This window comes from Pseudoalteromonas sp. NJ631, assembly GCF_000276645.1.
GTDB classification, from domain to species: Bacteria; Pseudomonadota; Gammaproteobacteria; order Enterobacterales; family Alteromonadaceae; genus Pseudoalteromonas; species Pseudoalteromonas piscicida.
Genome location: NZ_AKXJ01000010.1, coordinates 150,156 through 166,010, shown reverse-complemented (window position 1 = coordinate 166,010; position 15,855 = coordinate 150,156). Strand labels below are relative to the sequence as shown.

17 protein-coding genes are annotated in these 15,855 nt (G+C 44.2%); 1 reads left to right on the top strand and 16 read right to left on the bottom strand.

Translation table 11 applies throughout. From position 1 onward, the window contains the following. Positions 1 to 75 precede the first annotated feature (75 nt). From A587_RS0116670 to trmJ, 12 genes are all read right to left on the bottom strand, one after another. Positions 76 to 1,452 carry a Gfo/Idh/MocA family protein gene (locus A587_RS0116670; RefSeq protein ID WP_010378982.1) on the bottom strand — a complete coding sequence of 459 codons (1,377 nt, stop codon included), beginning with the start codon at positions 1,450 to 1,452 and terminating at the stop codon, positions 76 to 78. Positions 1,453 to 1,593: 141 nt separating this feature from the next. Further along, the gene (locus A587_RS0116665) at positions 1,594 to 2,667 is read right to left on the bottom strand and encodes a phosphotransferase enzyme family protein (protein ID WP_017218494.1); all 1,074 of its coding nucleotides are present in this window, start codon (positions 2,665 to 2,667) and stop codon (positions 1,594 to 1,596) included. A gap of 46 nt (positions 2,668 to 2,713) precedes the next feature. Then, positions 2,714 to 3,595 carry a nucleotidyltransferase family protein gene (locus A587_RS0116660; RefSeq protein ID WP_026001033.1) on the bottom strand — a complete coding sequence of 294 codons (882 nt, stop codon included), beginning with the start codon at positions 3,593 to 3,595 and terminating at the stop codon, positions 2,714 to 2,716. Between the two features lie 110 nt (positions 3,596 to 3,705). Further along, a complete protein-coding gene (locus A587_RS0116655; protein WP_017218492.1) occupies positions 3,706 to 5,139 on the bottom strand; it encodes an NAD-dependent succinate-semialdehyde dehydrogenase in 1,434 nt (477 codons plus the stop codon). An 89-nt stretch (positions 5,140 to 5,228) separates the two neighbouring features. After that, positions 5,229 to 5,567, bottom strand: coding sequence for an ISC system 2Fe-2S type ferredoxin (gene fdx / locus A587_RS0116650; protein WP_010607222.1), 339 nt, complete (start codon positions 5,565 to 5,567; stop codon positions 5,229 to 5,231). 1 nt (position 5,568) lies between these two features. Continuing rightward, the gene (gene hscA, locus A587_RS0116645) at positions 5,569 to 7,431 is read right to left on the bottom strand and encodes a Fe-S protein assembly chaperone HscA (RefSeq protein WP_017218491.1); all 1,863 of its coding nucleotides are present in this window, start codon (positions 7,429 to 7,431) and stop codon (positions 5,569 to 5,571) included. A 41-nt stretch (positions 7,432 to 7,472) separates the two neighbouring features. Then, a complete protein-coding gene (gene hscB / locus A587_RS0116640) occupies positions 7,473 to 7,997 on the bottom strand; it encodes a co-chaperone HscB (RefSeq protein WP_010378969.1) in 525 nt (174 codons plus the stop codon). Between the two features lie 60 nt (positions 7,998 to 8,057). Further along, the gene (gene iscA, locus A587_RS0116635; protein ID WP_010378967.1) at positions 8,058 to 8,381 is read right to left on the bottom strand and encodes an iron-sulfur cluster assembly protein IscA; all 324 of its coding nucleotides are present in this window, start codon (positions 8,379 to 8,381) and stop codon (positions 8,058 to 8,060) included. 9 nt (positions 8,382 to 8,390) lie between these two features. Continuing rightward, a complete protein-coding gene (gene iscU / locus A587_RS0116630; RefSeq protein ID WP_010378965.1) occupies positions 8,391 to 8,774 on the bottom strand; it encodes a Fe-S cluster assembly scaffold IscU in 384 nt (127 codons plus the stop codon). A gap of 60 nt (positions 8,775 to 8,834) precedes the next feature. Beyond that, positions 8,835 to 10,049, bottom strand: a complete 1,215-nt coding sequence (locus A587_RS0116625; RefSeq protein WP_010378962.1) for an IscS subfamily cysteine desulfurase — start codon at positions 10,047 to 10,049, stop codon at positions 8,835 to 8,837. A 23-nt stretch (positions 10,050 to 10,072) separates the two neighbouring features. Then, complete coding sequence (gene iscR / locus A587_RS0116620) at positions 10,073 to 10,564, bottom strand: Fe-S cluster assembly transcriptional regulator IscR (RefSeq protein ID WP_010378960.1); 492 nt, start codon at positions 10,562 to 10,564, stop codon at positions 10,073 to 10,075. Positions 10,565 to 10,855: 291 nt separating this feature from the next. Then, a complete protein-coding gene (trmJ, locus tag A587_RS0116615; RefSeq protein ID WP_017218490.1) occupies positions 10,856 to 11,584 on the bottom strand; it encodes a tRNA (cytosine(32)/uridine(32)-2'-O)-methyltransferase TrmJ in 729 nt (242 codons plus the stop codon). 215 nt (positions 11,585 to 11,799) lie between these two features. On the opposite strand from trmJ, the gene suhB reads away from it, so the two are divergent. Then, on the top strand, positions 11,800 to 12,603 hold the full coding sequence (gene suhB / locus A587_RS0116610; RefSeq protein WP_017218489.1) for an inositol-1-monophosphatase: 804 nt from the start codon (positions 11,800 to 11,802) through the stop codon (positions 12,601 to 12,603). Positions 12,604 to 12,731: 128 nt separating this feature from the next. On the opposite strand, the gene A587_RS0116605 is transcribed toward suhB, so the two are convergent. The 4 genes from A587_RS0116605 to A587_RS0116590 all read right to left on the bottom strand — a co-directional run bounded on the left by A587_RS0116605 (position 12,732) and on the right by A587_RS0116590 (position 15,737). Next, the gene (locus A587_RS0116605) at positions 12,732 to 13,907 is read right to left on the bottom strand and encodes a mandelate racemase/muconate lactonizing enzyme family protein (protein ID WP_017218488.1); all 1,176 of its coding nucleotides are present in this window, start codon (positions 13,905 to 13,907) and stop codon (positions 12,732 to 12,734) included. Positions 13,908 to 13,915: 8 nt separating this feature from the next. After that, a complete protein-coding gene (locus A587_RS0116600; protein WP_017218487.1) occupies positions 13,916 to 14,683 on the bottom strand; it encodes a class II aldolase/adducin family protein in 768 nt (255 codons plus the stop codon). A gap of 121 nt (positions 14,684 to 14,804) precedes the next feature. Then, entirely contained in the window at positions 14,805 to 15,128 is a 324-nt protein-coding gene (locus tag A587_RS0116595; protein WP_017218486.1) for a c-type cytochrome, read from the bottom strand. A gap of 72 nt (positions 15,129 to 15,200) precedes the next feature. Then, positions 15,201 to 15,737 (bottom strand): DUF2058 domain-containing protein, encoded by a 537-nt coding sequence (locus A587_RS0116590; RefSeq protein WP_010378951.1) that lies wholly within the window; start codon positions 15,735 to 15,737, stop codon positions 15,201 to 15,203. Between the last annotated feature and the right edge of the window lie 118 nt (positions 15,738 to 15,855).

Below are 15,855 nucleotides of genomic sequence, written 5' to 3'. Positions count from 1 at the left end.
CTCCAAAAGCCGTATTAATTGTGTATAAAAAAAGCGCCTATAGCGCTTAATTCGACAATGATAAAATGTGTATTTTTATACTGTTACTATACCCAATGGTTTAGCGGTTTTCCACGCTCCACGGGTAAAGTCTGGAATACTCAGTGATTCACTACGATTAGCCACTGACTGAGCCGATAACGGAGAAATTACCGACCAAGCCGCACCGTCGTATACGTCTTGATCTAGCGCTTCACCATTGCGAAGACAATAGATCATGCGCCAGAACATTAAAAAGTCCATACCACCGTGACCACCATTGCGCTGCGCTTCTTCACCCATTTTAGTCCAAAGCGGATGGTCGTATTGTTTATACCATGGATCCATTTCGTAATCCCATTCATGGAAGCTCTTAGCACCACCTTGCTCTAACGCGATACGATTAGGGAAACCAGCAAAGACCCCATTAGTTCCTTGAATAAGATTGTGACGAGAATAAGGCCTAGGCGTGGTCGTATCGTGTTGTACCATGATACTGCGTCCTTTGATAGTCTTAATCATCGTGGTATTCATATCACCCGCAATATACTGTAGTTGATTGCGTTCATGATCTGCCGGAAATTCGCGTTTTGCATAGGCAGCACGGCCCAGGGCGGGAGAACTCATAGAGGTTAAGTAATCAAAACGGTCACCGCGGTTAATATTCATGTACTGAGATACTGGCCCTAAACCATGAGTTGGATATAGGTTACCATCTCGCTTAGTATGCCAGTGTGTACGCCATGAGCCGGTCTTGTGCTCAATTTCCTTCATTTGCCAACGTAGCTCATGAATATATGCAGCTTCACCATGCAATAACTCACCGAATACACCTTGGCGAACCATATTCAGTACCATCAACTCATCGCGACCGTAATTGACATTTTCCATCATCATACAGTTCTTTTGCGTGCGCTCTGCGGTGTCGACTATCTGCCACATCTCTTCAACGGTCAACGCTAAAGGCACTTCAACAAACGCATGCTTACCACTGTTCATGGTATCTATTGCCATCGGTGCGTGCCATTTCCAAGGTGTCGAAATGATAACGATGTCAATATCATCCCGATTTAGCATTTCTTGATAAGCTAAGTCACCACCACGATACAGCGCAGGTTTCGGCAAACCTCGCTCGCGCACAAGGTAGTCAGCCGATTTTTCAAGCACTTCATCATGGGTATCACAAATCGCGACAATACGTGCGCCATCGATGTGACTCATACGCTTTACATGACCATAGCCACGTTGGCCAACCCCAATAAAACCTACCCGAACCACGTCCATTTTTGGTGCTACGAGTCCAATGACAGAGCGGCCTTGTTGCTTGGGTACAATGCTATTATTTTGATTAGAGCTTGCGCACCCAGCTACTACACTCGCAGCCGCTGCCGCTCCTGCGGCTTTTAAAAAGTCGCGGCGGTTTATATTTTTCATTCTTACTCCTAAACGATACTTCTTAACAGCACTAATACTGCTCGCTATCAAGCTAACCTATCCCAATCTTAGGTTCAAAACATTGCGATAAAGCCGCAAAAAAAAGCGCTTGAAGCGCTTTTTCTTAAAATATATTAACTGTTAAATTGCTCTGATTATATTATTCAGACAATCCTCTTTTTCTAGCACACTGGAATACAGCGCAAGCTGGTTCTTCGCGCGGTCGAGATTATGATTGGCTCTGTGGGTTGCAAAATAATTATCTCCATCTAAGTGATCTGTTAAAAATCTCAGACCTATCATGAATGGCATCACTTTCGCGCCAAGAATAAAACTATCTTTTTCTGCTTCAGTTACACTGTCTTGTAACGGTTCAATATACCCTTGCGCCAGCGCAGCAAAGATATTTTCTCTTACCTGCACATTACTCAAGTTCGTAGAGTCTTCAGCTTCTGGGGAACAGAAGGTGCGCACCATATCGCCAAAATCAAACAACCAGTTACCCGGCATACAAGTATCTAAGTCGATAACGGCTCGTGCTGCATCACTCTGTGTTGAAAACAGCATGTTGTTGATTTTGGTATCGTTGTGGCAAGCTCTAAGTGGTACTTGTTTTTGTGCCTGCTGCAGCTCTTCTGCAAGTGCAAATTGCTGCTGAAAAGCAGCGATAACATCACTGCACTTTTCCGCGCGACCATGCTCGTCTTTCGCTAGCACTTGGTTAAATGCATCAATACGCATCGCCAAGTTATGAAAGTTTGGAATGACATGATGTAACTGCGCCGCATCAAAGTCATTTAGCGCATGTGCAAACTGCCCGAAGGCATTTGCAGCCGTTAATGCTTGTTGTTCGTTTGCCACTACGTCTTCGCTATAACTGCGGCCAATAAATGCAAGCGCACGCCAAACTTCGTCATTAATATCGACTAAATATTGGCCTGAACTCGTCGCTAAGTGCTTTATGATAGCGAGGCTATATTCTCCATTTAAGGCTTTTGCTGTTAAGTGCTGTTCAATCGCTCGCGCATTTTCAACAAGATGCAAAGGGTTTGGAAATACCGTGGTATTTAGCTTTTGTACCACCATGGTTTTGTGGTTGTCCTGCAACAGCATAGTTGTGTTGATATGACCACTACCAATCGGCTTCATTTTAGCTTCTTCACTGATGAGACCGTATTCATCAGCAAGTTGTTGCGCAACGGCTTGATACTCCATATTCACCTCAAAAGGAGTTAAGTCGGATGTAATTGTGTGGAGATGATTATCTTCCCTGACGTGCTTCATAAATCTTTCTCGCGACAATGTCTAGTTCGCTCTTATAAGTTATACCGTACCAATGTGATTTAGCTTGGTAGACCGACACGGTTTGCAGGCCCTTATTGATACTGTGTTGGATACAATCCGGCAGATAATACTCTTTTTTGACACCGTTGTCATAATTCCTTAAAAACGCAGTAAACCCGGCTTCTAATGAATCAAAAAGTGACGGCGTCACCCCCCAGCAGGTCATCGAAGCAAGCGCAGAGCTTGCTATCTTACACCGCTTACCTGCAATATCACCTGACAACTCGCCGTTTTCAAAGCGAATATCTAATGCCTCTTCAACCGAGTGTAGTTGTTGCGCTTGTACCTGACAAACGCCACGGTTTACTCCACCTTGCTCTGATAAGGTGTTTATAATGGGGTATGCGACCATCGCCATATTGCTATGATGCTGAAAATGTTCAACAAGCTGCTCAAATGCATCAGGCCCGTAATAATCATCCGCCGTAATAACTATCGCAGGCTTATCAACGTATGGTTTTGCACACAACAGCGCATGTCCTGTGCCCCATGGTTTTTCTCGTCCTGCCAAGCAGTCGATAGATTCATTCGGAATATCGCTAAGCCGCTGCTGCACTAAAGTAATGTTCAGCGCCTTTGGCAATCGTGGCAATATCACATTTTCGATTAGGCTTCGCACTTTGTCATTGATGATCAAAATAACATCGCGCACACCAGCATGATGCGCGTCAATTATGCTCAATTCCATAATGCTTTTATCGATACTTGGCAGCTCAGCAACCTGCTTATTACCACCAAAGCGGCTTCCTAATCCACCAGCCAAAATGATCAGCTTAGGGGGTTGTTCGATTCCTATCATTGAAAAAATATCAAAACTCAAATAAGCGGGTAAGTGTACTGAGCTTTTGCGCAGAATAAAAGCAATTGCGAGGAAAGGCGTCCTCGCAATTAGCCTTACACCAGTGTGAACTAGCTAAACTTTTGGCATAAGTACTTTATTTCTTGGTATTCAAGCAGTCCTTCCTGTGCCCCTTCTCGGCCAAGACCTGAAAACTTCACACCACCGAAAGGCGCTACAGGATTGGATATGATCCCTTCATTAATCCCAACCATGCCATACTCAAGCGCTTGACTTACTCGCCTTATTTGATTGCCATCATTCGAATAAAAATAAGCAGCAAGCCCTTCTGGCACAGAGTTTGCCATTCTTACCACATCATCTTCACTCTCAAAATCAATAATGCTGACAATCGGTGCAAAAATTTCTTCATGGAAGATCCGCATGGTGCTATTTACACCCGTGATAACTACCGGTGCCATAAATTGGCCGCTTTGTTTATCACCTTGATAAGCGATGCTCGCACCTTTAGCTAACGCATCTTCTAACAACTGCTGTGCTTTTTGTTTGGCTTCAAGTGAAATGAGTGGACCAATATCAACACCTTGCTCTAAACCATTTCCCAAGGTGAGTGTGCTAACCTGCTGAGTGAGTGTATTGAGTAGCTCTGCCGAGATACTTTTCGCAACAAACACGCGATTTGCGGCCACACAAGTTTGTCCTGCATTTCTAAACTTCGCTGCCATCAAACCACTTACCGCTTGCTCAACATCAGCGCTGTCGAAAACAATAAATGGTGCATTACCACCAAGCTCCATTGACGTTCTTTTCACTGTGTCGGCACATTGCTTCAACAACGCACTCCCCACTTGTGTTGACCCCGTAAACGTAAGTTTTCGCACTTGTGATGACTCAGTAAGATGTGCTACTAACCCTTTAGAATCGTTAGTCACTAACACCTGAAAAGCACCAACTTCCATTCCAGCCTGGATAGCTAGCTTAGCCAGTGCGATGGCCGCTAGAGGGGTTTTCTCAGAAGGCTTTAAAATAAAACTACAGCCTGCGGCATAAGCTGGTGCTACTTTTCTGGTGATCATCGCCAGTGGAAAATTCCACGGTGTGATCCCAAGTACAACACCAACCCCTTGCCTGATTGTAGTTAGCTCATGTGATTGAGAATGACTGGGAATAACCTGACCATAGGCGCGCTTGGCTTCTTCGCTATACCATTCAATAAATCCTGCTGCATAATCCGCCTCGGCAAGTGCCTCCTTGAGCGGTTTGCCTTGTTCCTTAGTGACGATTTCAGCCAAGGCCTGTCGATGCTCTATTACCAATTCGTACCATTTTCTAAGTACTTGACTACGGGCATGTGCTGTCGTGCTAGCAAGTCTTTCAAAGGTTTCAGCCGCTGCTTGCAGCGCTTTATCGGCAGCCTGGTTATCCGCCTCAGAAACCTGAGCAAGGTGCTCTCCAGTTGCAGGATTAACCACATCGACTTGCGTTTTACTATGATGTGCTTGGCCATTGATAAGTGAAAATTCGGGATTACTGATGAGTGACATAGCGTTCCTCCTAGAAAAGCAAAAAGCCGTAGTATAAGACTACGGCTTTTATTAAATTTGTCAGTAACAACCTAGGTTGTTAGCAGCACTTAATGGTCTTCATTAACGATATTGAGATTGTACTTTGGAATTTCAACCACTAAGTCTTCATCACTAATTATCGCTTGGCAACCTAAACGAGACTCAGCTTCAAGACCCCATGCTTTATCTAGCATGTCATCTTCTAACTCATCACTTTCTTCCAGCGAGTCAAAACCTTCACGAACAACGATATGGCACGTGGTACATGCACATGATTTTTCACAGGCATGTGGAATACTAATTCCGTTTTTCAACGCCACATCGAGTACAGTTTCACCCGTTTTCGCTTCGATTGCAGCACCTTCCGGACATAACTCTTCATGGGGTAAAAAGATAATTTGTGGCATATTACACCTCATCTACCGACTGCCCTTGCAGTGCCTTTTTAATTGATTCATCCATACGGCGTGAAGCAAAATCACTACTCGCCTGATCGACTTCTTCGATCGCCTTTTTAATCTGCTCTGGATTGTCTGCACTTTCGCGAATTTGTGCAAGTTCAGTCATTGCACCGCGCAGTGTATTGAGCTCATCTTCTGCCAACAGATGACCATCCGTTGCAAGCGATGCCTCTAACGCTTCCAATACACGCAGCGCTTCAACCTGCTGCTCTTTAAGCATACGAGCGCTCATGTCTTCTTTGGCATTGCTCATCGAATCTTTTAGCATTTGTGCTACTTGGTCATCGCTCAAACCAAACGATGGTTTAACTTGGATCTCAGCCTGTACGCCTGTCGACTTTTCTTCAGCCGAAACACTCAATAGACCATCAGCGTCAACTCTAAAAGTGACTCGAATATGCGCAGCGCCTGCCGCCATTGGTGGAATGCCTTTTAGACTAAATTTAGCCAAGCTACGACAATCATCAACGAGCTCTCGCTCACCTTGCAATACATGCAATGACATAGCAGTTTGACCATCTTTAAAGGTGGTAAACTCTTGTGCGCGTGCAACAGGAATAGTGGTATTGCGCGGAATGATTTTTTCAACCAGTCCACCCATAGTTTCTAGGCCTAAAGACAATGGCAATACATCAAGCAGTAACATGTCAGAGTCAGGCTTGTTACCCACTAAAATATCAGCTTGGATAGCAGCACCTAATGCCACCACACGATCTGGATCGATTGATGTTAGTGGCTCTTTGGCAAAGAAACTCCCGACTTCTTCACGCACCACCGGCATACGAGTCGACCCACCGACCATCACAACCTGCAAGACTTCTTCTGCTGTGACACCGGCATCTTTTAACGCACGGCGACAAGAGCGTAAAGTCTTTTTAACCAATGGCATTGCCATTTCAGCAAATGCTTGACGCGTGATCGTAACTACAAATTTTTGCTCGCGAACTGGTAGCTCTACGTTTACCGTTTCATAGCTTGAAAGCGCTTCTTTACAGGCTCTTGCCTTATTGATAAACAAGCGTAGCTCTTTTGGGTTTAAATCAAATAGCTGCGTTTGCTGTTTAAAGAAATCGACCAACAATGAATCAAAGTCATCACCACCGAGGCTTGAATCACCACCGGTTGATAATACCTCAAACACGCCTTGGTTTAAGCGTAAGATAGAAATATCAAACGTACCACCACCAAGGTCATAAACCGCGATCACGCCTTCTTGACCAGAGTCTAGGCCGTAAGCTACTGCAGCTGCAGTCGGCTCATTGAGAAGTCTTAATACTTTTAGACCAGCAAGCTCGGCTGCGTCTTTTGTACTTTGTCTTTGTGCATCATCAAAATACGCAGGTACGGTGATCACTGCGCCCATTACATCTTCACCAGCAAAGCTATCAATAGCACGTTGGTGTAATGTTTTTAAAATTTCAGCGGAGGCTTGCACTGGGCTTACAGCGCCAGCTACGGTTTCAATAGCAAGCGAACCGTTATTATCGACAAAGTTATAAGGCAGTTGACCATAGCTTTGTTCTATTTCAGATTGCGTTTTACCTAAAAAACGTTTTACAGAAATAAGCGTATTAGTCGGGTCTTCAGCAGAAGCAGCTTGGGCTTGTTCACCAACGATAACCTCTGAGTCAGTGTACCTTACTACCGACGGCAGCATAGGTTTACCCATTAAATCGCTAAGGGTCTTCGTTTCGCCACTTTGTACTGTTGCCACAAGAGAGTTCGTGGTACCTAAGTCAATACCAATCGCTAATTTATGCTCATGAGGTGCCGCGCTCTGCCCCGGCTCAGCAATTTGCAATAATGCCATAATGCTCTTTTCACTTTAACGTTTGTTGATGCTATACATCATCAATCGAATAATTCATCTTCGATACGTGCTAATTCGTCGCGTAACTTGTAGACAAACTTTAGCTTACGAATATTGTCTGCTGCGGCTTCTAATGTGCTCATGTCATCGCTTTGAAGCTGCTCGGCAAGGGAGGCGCTAAACTCTGTATCTAACGCTTTAATCTGTGTTTCGAACTCTGCAATCGCGCCGTCAGGATCCGCCGCATCAGGTAATTCTTCTAATGCTTCGCGCAGCTCCATCTGTTGCATTAAAAACATCGGATCTTGCAACGTTTGTTGCTCTGCACGTATGTCTACACCCTTTTCGCTTAGCATATACTCGGCGCGTTTAACTGGGTGTTTGAGCACCGCTAGCGCGTCATTGATCTCTGCGGTTTTCTGTACCGCGAGCAACTTCTCACGCTCACTTTTACCAGCAAATCTATCTGGGTGAACTGCACGCTGTAGCTCTAAATAACCTTGATTTAGTTTGTTTAAATCAACGTGATAATCAACAGGTAAATCAAATAATTCAAAATAACGCATACGCACCTAATACAGCAAAGCCCCACCAAGGCAGGGCTTTAAGCTATTCACTGTTGCAAACTATACGGTGAAGCTTTCGCCACAGCCACATTCGTCTTTCTGATTTGGGTTATTAAACTTAAACCCTTCATTCAGACCTTCTTTTGTATAATCAAGCTCTGTGCCGTCGATATAAACTAAACTTTTTGCATCAACGATGATTTTGACATCTTTGTCTTCAAATACTTCATCGCCTTCATCTAAATCGTCGACAAATTCGAGAACATAAGCAAGACCTGAACAGCCCGTGGTTTTAATACCAACGCGCAGCCCTATGCCTTTTCCACGGTTACTCAAAAAGGCTAATACGCGATTAGCGGCTGCATCTGTTAACGTCACTGCCATAATAGTCTCTTACTTCGCTTGTTTACTCTTATAATCTGCAATCGCAGCTTGAATCGCATCTTCTGCCAAAATTGAGCAGTGGATTTTCACTGGTGGCAACTCAAGCTCAGCACTGATATCAGTGTTTTTGATAGTCGCAGCTTCTTCTAACGATTTACCTTTCACCCACTCAGTCACAAGGGATGACGATGCAATCGCGCTACCACAACCATATGTCTTGAATTTCGCATCTTCGATGATGCCTTCTTTTGACACTTTAATTTGTAGCTTCATTACGTCGCCACATGCAGGTGCCCCCACCATGCCCGTTGCTACGCTTGGATCGTTCTTGTCTAAAGAACCTACGTTACGTGGATTCTCAACGTGGTCGATAACTTTATCACTGTAAGCCATAACTATTTCCTCACTACCTGCTTGCGGCTGGATAGTATCCAGCCAGCGGCTAAAACTTGCTTAATGGTGTGCCCATTCAACGCTATCTAAGTCGATGCCATCTTGGTGCATTTCCCAAAGCGGTGACATCTCACGTAAGCGACCAATAGAATTCTTAAGAAGATTGACGGTGTAATCGATCTCTTCTTCTGTCGTAAAACGACCAATACTGAAACGGATTGAGCTGTGTGCTAATTCGTCATTACGACCTAGAGCACGCAGTACATAAGATGGCTCTAAGCTCGCCGATGTACATGCAGAACCTGAAGAAACCGCAATGTCTTTAACTGCCATTAGTAAACTTTCACCTTCAACAAAGTTGAAGCTAATGTTTACAATGCCAGGTACTGATTGGTCGATAGCACCATTAAAATAAACTTCGTCCATATCCATTAGGCCGTCCAATAGACGCTGACGAAGCGCACTGATGTGTGCATGGTCTTTTTCAAAGTCTTGCTTAGCAATTCTAAATGCTGTGCCCATACCCACGATTTGATGAGTAGCAAGAGTACCAGAACGCATACCGCGCTCATGACCACCACCGTGCATTTGTGCTTCTAAACGCGCACGTGGCTTACGGCGTACGTACAACGCACCGATACCCTTCGGGCCATAAACTTTGTGGCCCGAAAATGACATAAAGTCTACTTTCAATGTTTGTAGGTCGATTAGTACCTTGCCAGCACTTTGCGCCGCATCAACATGGAACATGATCTTGCGCTCACGACACATCTCACCGATAGTCGCGATATCTTGAATAACACCTAGCTCGTTATTAACGTGCATTACGCTCACTAAAACAGTGTCTTCGCGCATCGTTGCTTCAAGCTTTTTCAAGTCAAGTAAGCCGTTGTCTTCAACATCCATATACGTCACTTCAAAGCCTTGACGCTCAAGCTCACGACAGGTGTCTAGTACTGCTTTATGTTCAGTACGAACGGTGATGATGTGCTTACCTTTCTTTTTATAGAACTGTGCAGCACCTTTGATTGCAAGGTTGTTTGACTCAGTTGCACCAGATGTGAAAACGATTTCACGCGGATCAGCGTTGATTAAATCAGCGATATCATTACGCGCCTGATCAACCAGTTCTTCTGCTTGCCAACCGAAACGGTGTGAACGAGAAGCTGGATTACCAAAGTTACCATCCATTGTCAGGCACTGCATCATCTCGTCTGCAACACGCTGATCAACCGGAGCGGTTGCTGCATAATCTAGATATATCGGTAATTTCATTTATCTCTCCGCTTGACGTCAACCTAGAGTTGACAGCTCACTTGAATATTGTCTAATTGCTCGATAACACGTTTAACGTGCTTATCTTGCCGCGTTGCTACGGATTGAACATCCGCGTCGGCGACTAACTCGGCTAGGGAAATACTGTTTAAAAACTCTTCAATTCGCACACTTAAATCAGACCACAATGAATGAGTCAGACAGCGCATACCGCTTTGGCAACCGCCGCCTTCGCCGTGACAACGTGTTGCGTCAACGGACTCGTCAACTGCATTAATCACATCACCAACGGAAATCGTGTGTGCATCACGGCCTAATAAGTAGCCGCCGCCTGGACCACGTACAGAGCTAACTAAGCCATGTTTACGTAGACGGGCAAATAATTGTTCAAGGTAAGATAGCGAAATCTCTTGTCGTTCAGAGATATCGGCTAGTGGAACAGGGCCAATACTTGCGTGTAACGCAACATCTAACATTGCTGTCACGGCGTATCTGCCTTTTGATGTTAGTTTCATGCATAACCCCCGCTAATTTACCAAGCCGCAAATTTTAATTACTTGACTAAGATAGTCAAGTATTAACCAAGCATAATAACGGCTTTAAATCTGCAACCCTCGTATGCCTACCCGAAATACCCGAGTAATTTAATCAGGTATTATGGATATTGTAATTACCTGAGTATTTTAGTCAAGTATTTGTGATGAAGATTTATGCAAGATTTCACAAAGGAAATGGTTGATATTTAGACAATAGAAATGTAACAGTATTGGCGCGCTGACTTGGCCAATACTGTCATCGTGTTTGGTTTACTTGCTCGTAGATTTATCTATCGAACTTAGGATCCCACGTAGAATATTAAGTTCTTGATCTTCCGGTCTAGCACGGTTGAACAAACGCTTTAGCTTAGTCATTACCATGCCTGGATGCTGCTTGATGATAAAGCCGGTGTCATTCAAGGTATTTTCAAGATGCTCGTAGAATAACTCCATCTGCTTTGATGATGGGTAAATCGTTTCATCCACTTCTTCTGGCTGCTTTTCTTGCGTGTCTAGATATGTCATACGCGTTTCGTAGGCCAAAGTTTGCACTGCCATCGCAAGATTAAGCGAGCTATACTCAGGATTAGCTGGAATACACACATGATAGTTGCACAATTGCAACTCTTCATTTGTGAGCCCGCTATTCTCACGACCGAATACAAGGGCGACAGGACCATTCACCGACTCAGCGACCAATTTTTGTGCACACTCACGCGGATCTACCATTGGCCACGACAAAGTACGCGAGCGCGCGCTGGTGCCAATAGTTAAAGCGCAATCAGCAATCGCCTCTTGAAGCGTATCGACTTTAGTCGCTGCACCCAACACGTCGGTTGCGCCAGCCGCCAATGCACTTGCATGGCTGTCCACTTCACATGCAGGGTCAACTAAATAAAGCTTAGATAACCCCATCGTCTTCATTGCTCTCGCTACAGAGCCAATATTGCCAGAGTGTGAGGTGTTCACTAATACAATTCGAATATCTTCTAAAGCCATTTACACGAGTCTCAAACAAAAATAATGGCGCAGTGTAGCATATCTAATTTGCGTTTTTCCAAGCTCCACAACCAGAAATTAAAAATCTTTATGTAGCAACGAAGTACAAAAAACAACCAGGAAAATTCACAATTGGTTATTTACTTTAGAGAAAAAACCGCTAGAATACGCCGGCTCAAAATGATCCTGTTCTTTTACAACCTAAAGGTAATGCTATGCATCCAATGTTGAACATTGCGGTACGCGCTGCGCGTAACGCAGGTAAGATTATCCTACGTGCAAGTGAAGATTTATCGCGCGTTGAAGCTGCTCAAAAAGGCACAAATGATTTAGTAACAAACATCGATAAAGATGCGGAATCAATCGTTCGTGACACAATTTTAAAATCTTACCCTGATCACTCTATTGTTGGTGAAGAATTTGGTCATCACGAAGGCAAAGATGCAGACTACCTTTGGGTTATCGATCCTCTAGACGGTACCACTAACTTCGTTAAAGGTATCCCTCATTATGCTGTTTCTATCGCGCTAAGAGTTAAAGGTCGCGTAGAGCAAGCTGTTGTATACGACCCAATCCGCGACGAATTATTTACCGCTTCCCGTGGCCAAGGCGCACAGCTAAATAACAAACGTATTCGTGTATCTAAGTCTATTGAATTACAAGGCACTGTGCTTGCAACTGGTTTCCCTTTCAAGCAAAAGCACCACATGGATGCCTACCTAGAAGCATTCAAAGCATTATTCATTCATACAGCTGATATCCGCCGTGCGGGCTCTGCAGCTTTAGACATGGCATATGTTGCAGCAGGTCGTATGGATGGCTTCTTTGAAATTGGCCTTAAGCCTTGGGATACAGCAGCCGGTGAGCTGCTAGTAAAAGAAGCAGGCGGTATGGTCACTGATTTTGCAGGCGGTGCTAACTTTAACCGTAGCGGCAATATCATCTGTGGCGCACCTAAGCTTTGCCAAGCGATTGTAAAAGAAATTCGCCCTGTATTAACTGAGTCATTGTTAAAATAATAACTCTGGCTTAGATGAAAAACCCAAGCACTGCTTGGGTTTTTTTGTATCTGATTGAGTCTAAGAATAACAATAGCAAGAGCTAACTGTTACTCCAAAATCAGGTATTTAAGCTGAGCGTCGGATGTCTACTTAATTTCCACACGGGCTGAGCGCATCACGACTTCATCGTTTAGCTCAATACCAAGCCCCGGCTCTTCTGACACTCTAAAGATACCATTCTTAGGCTGCGGGTCTTGCAAGCATAGCTCCCTGTTCCACTTTTTAATTGCGTAAGTATGGTGCTCATGGATCAGGAAGTTTGGGATCGCGGTTTCCAAGTGTAATGAAGCTGCGGTTGCAACCGGGCCACCACAGACGTGCGCCTGAATACGGATATCAAAGATATCGGCGTAATCACATACTTTCTTGGTTTCCGTAAAGCCACCACATAGGCCAATATCTGGCTGCAGTACATCAATACTTTGATCTTCAAAATAAGGGCGAACACCCCAGCGATTATACAAACGCTCACCACCTGCGATTGGTACAGAGGTCTTGTTTGCTACCTTCGCATGTAAAGAGTGGTTAAGATAATTCACTGGCTCTTCATAATACATACAATCAAATTCTTCAGCGATATCTGCAATTTGAATGGCAGATGTCGCGCCCGGTAAGCTGTGGCATTCAAAAATAATGTCGACTTCATCACCTACCGCTTCACGTATTGCTTTCATTCTTGCACGGTATAATTTCATTTCCGCGCGCGAGATAAGCTTAGTTCTATCGTAGTAGGTGTTGCCATCTTTATCGTACTGAATTGGGTCAACTTTAACCGCATCGTACCCTTCAGCAATGGCTTTGTGAGCCGCTTCAGCATATTCGTGTGGTTGAACTAGTGCTTTAAACTCGCTATCCCAATCAAACTGTAATTGCGAGGCATAGGTGCGAAGTTCAGGGTTCACTTTACCACCAAGCAATTGATAAACAGGTAGATTTAAGGCTTTACCTTTAATATCCCAAAGCGCGGTATCTATTGCCGACATCGCCGCATATACCACAGGTCCGCCGCCTAAACCCCAAAAGCTTTCTCTCAGCATACGCGACCAAAGCAGCTCAGTTTGAAAGGGGTCATGACCAATCAAAAAAGCTTCAGCCATTTCTTTGATCATACTGGCCGCAGCGCTGTGACCTAGGTCGTATGCAAGCCCTGCTTCACCAACCCCTGAGATACCTTCATCGGTGTGAATACGAACAAAAACGGGGGTCCAAGCAGGTCTATCTGGACAATGAATATCGAAAACTTCGACGCGATTAACTTTCATGTTGACTCCTATTGAGCAAAGCTTGGGTCTAAGCGGTAAGCTTTACGAAGCATTGCAGGCCATGCTAATTGACCACCGGTGCTACCGCTATGCACGACATTCGCTTGGTTATAAATGTTATCAATAATGGGTTGTGGTACAGGTACCGCTTGTTGTCCCGTTGCTTGAATCGCAACTTGAATCTCGCATGCACGCTGTAAGTCATAAAAACGCATAAAGGCATCGCCTACCGATGGTCCAACAGTTAAACCACCGTGGTTCACCAGCAGCATATGATTAGTTGTACCTAAGTCATCCTGCAGGCGCTTTTTCTCATCCATATTCACTGCTAAGCCTTCATAGCCATGATATGACAGTGATGGTAAAGAGAACATGCTATGCTGACTCAAAGGCAATAAACCACATTCTACACTCGCGACTGCAATCGTTTCTTTGGTATGGAGGTGAATAACGCAATGCGCATCTTCTCGCACCTCATGGATTGCACTGTGAATGGTAAAGCCCGCCGGATTAATCTTAAATGGCGTATCATCAAGAATATTTCCTTCGAGATCGACCTTCACCAAATTGGAAGCGGTGACTTCATCAAAGGTCAGGCCAAAGGCGTTTACTAAATAATGATCCGTCCCCGGCAAACGCGCCGACATATGCGTATAAATTAGATCTCCCCAACGAAAGTGCTCAACCAGTCGATAGCAAGCGGCAAGGTCAACACGCAGTTGCCATTCTTCTGCGCTTACTTTGTCTTTTAAATTTAACTGAGGTAATTCGAACATGGGGATCCCTTATTGACTCCACATATGGATGTATAGAAGTCTAAATTAGCTTAATTATATCTTCAACTAAAAACCACCGCGAACGGTGGTTTTTTATTATCTTTGATATCTAACTTTGATGTTATTCAACTTTAGATAGATACTCTGCAATCGCATCGATTTCAGCGTCAGTGACATTAGCAACCATCGCTTTCATCGCCGCTGACATACCATTGTTACGTTTACCTGATTTGATATCTTTCATCTGCGCAGCCAAATACTCTTTGTTTTGACCATTTAGCTTTGGATACAGAGGCATGATCGGTGCTTTACCTTCTGCACCATGACAGGTTTGGCACATCTTTGCTGTATACAATGCTTTACCATCTGCAGCCATTGAACTTGCTGAACCTAGTGCGCAAATTGCCACCGTAGTCCCTACTAGTAGTTTTTTCATCTTGCTCATATCATTACTCTTTTTATTGACGGTTAACGTTGTAAGTCAGTGTAGACTAAAGTTTGACCTAAAGCCTAATCACTACCACATCAAATCATCTGGGACTTCAAAGTCAGCGTAAGGGTCATCCTCATCACCTTGCTGATTGTCCTCAACATGGAAAACGATATACTTCTCGTCTACCTCTGCAATCTTTCTAGCAGGTTCATCTTGTAGTACGTAGAACTGCTCTTCTAACACACAAATCGCTAAACGCCCCTTCGATAGCGCTTTTTGTGTTTCGGAATTAACTTCTAACTCCTTCACCTTATTTTGGTATGTGAAGTTAAAGGTCACATTGCCGCGGATCTCATCTTGGTTATGATGTTCTAAGATCTGCTTCACGCGAGCAATTTGCTCTTTATCTTTTAGCGTTTCTTGCTTCGCTTTATTTAGCTCTTCGGCACGCTTTTGCTGCTCAAGCTTTGTTTGCTCAATATGTTTTTGGAGGTCTGTTTGGTCGCTCGTTGCGCCCTTTTTCTTTTTCTTCTGCTGTTTACGCTTTTGTGTTTTTGCAACTTTCGCTTTGTGCTCAGTTGTTAGACCTGCTTTTAGCAACTGATCTTGCAGTGAACCCATCATGCAACTCCGTAAAATAGACTTTTCACTATTTTAACTCAGCAATTTCGATTGACCAGAGAGGAATCGTTCAATCTAATGTAAAACTACCAAAATTATTGTTGCACACCGTGATTTA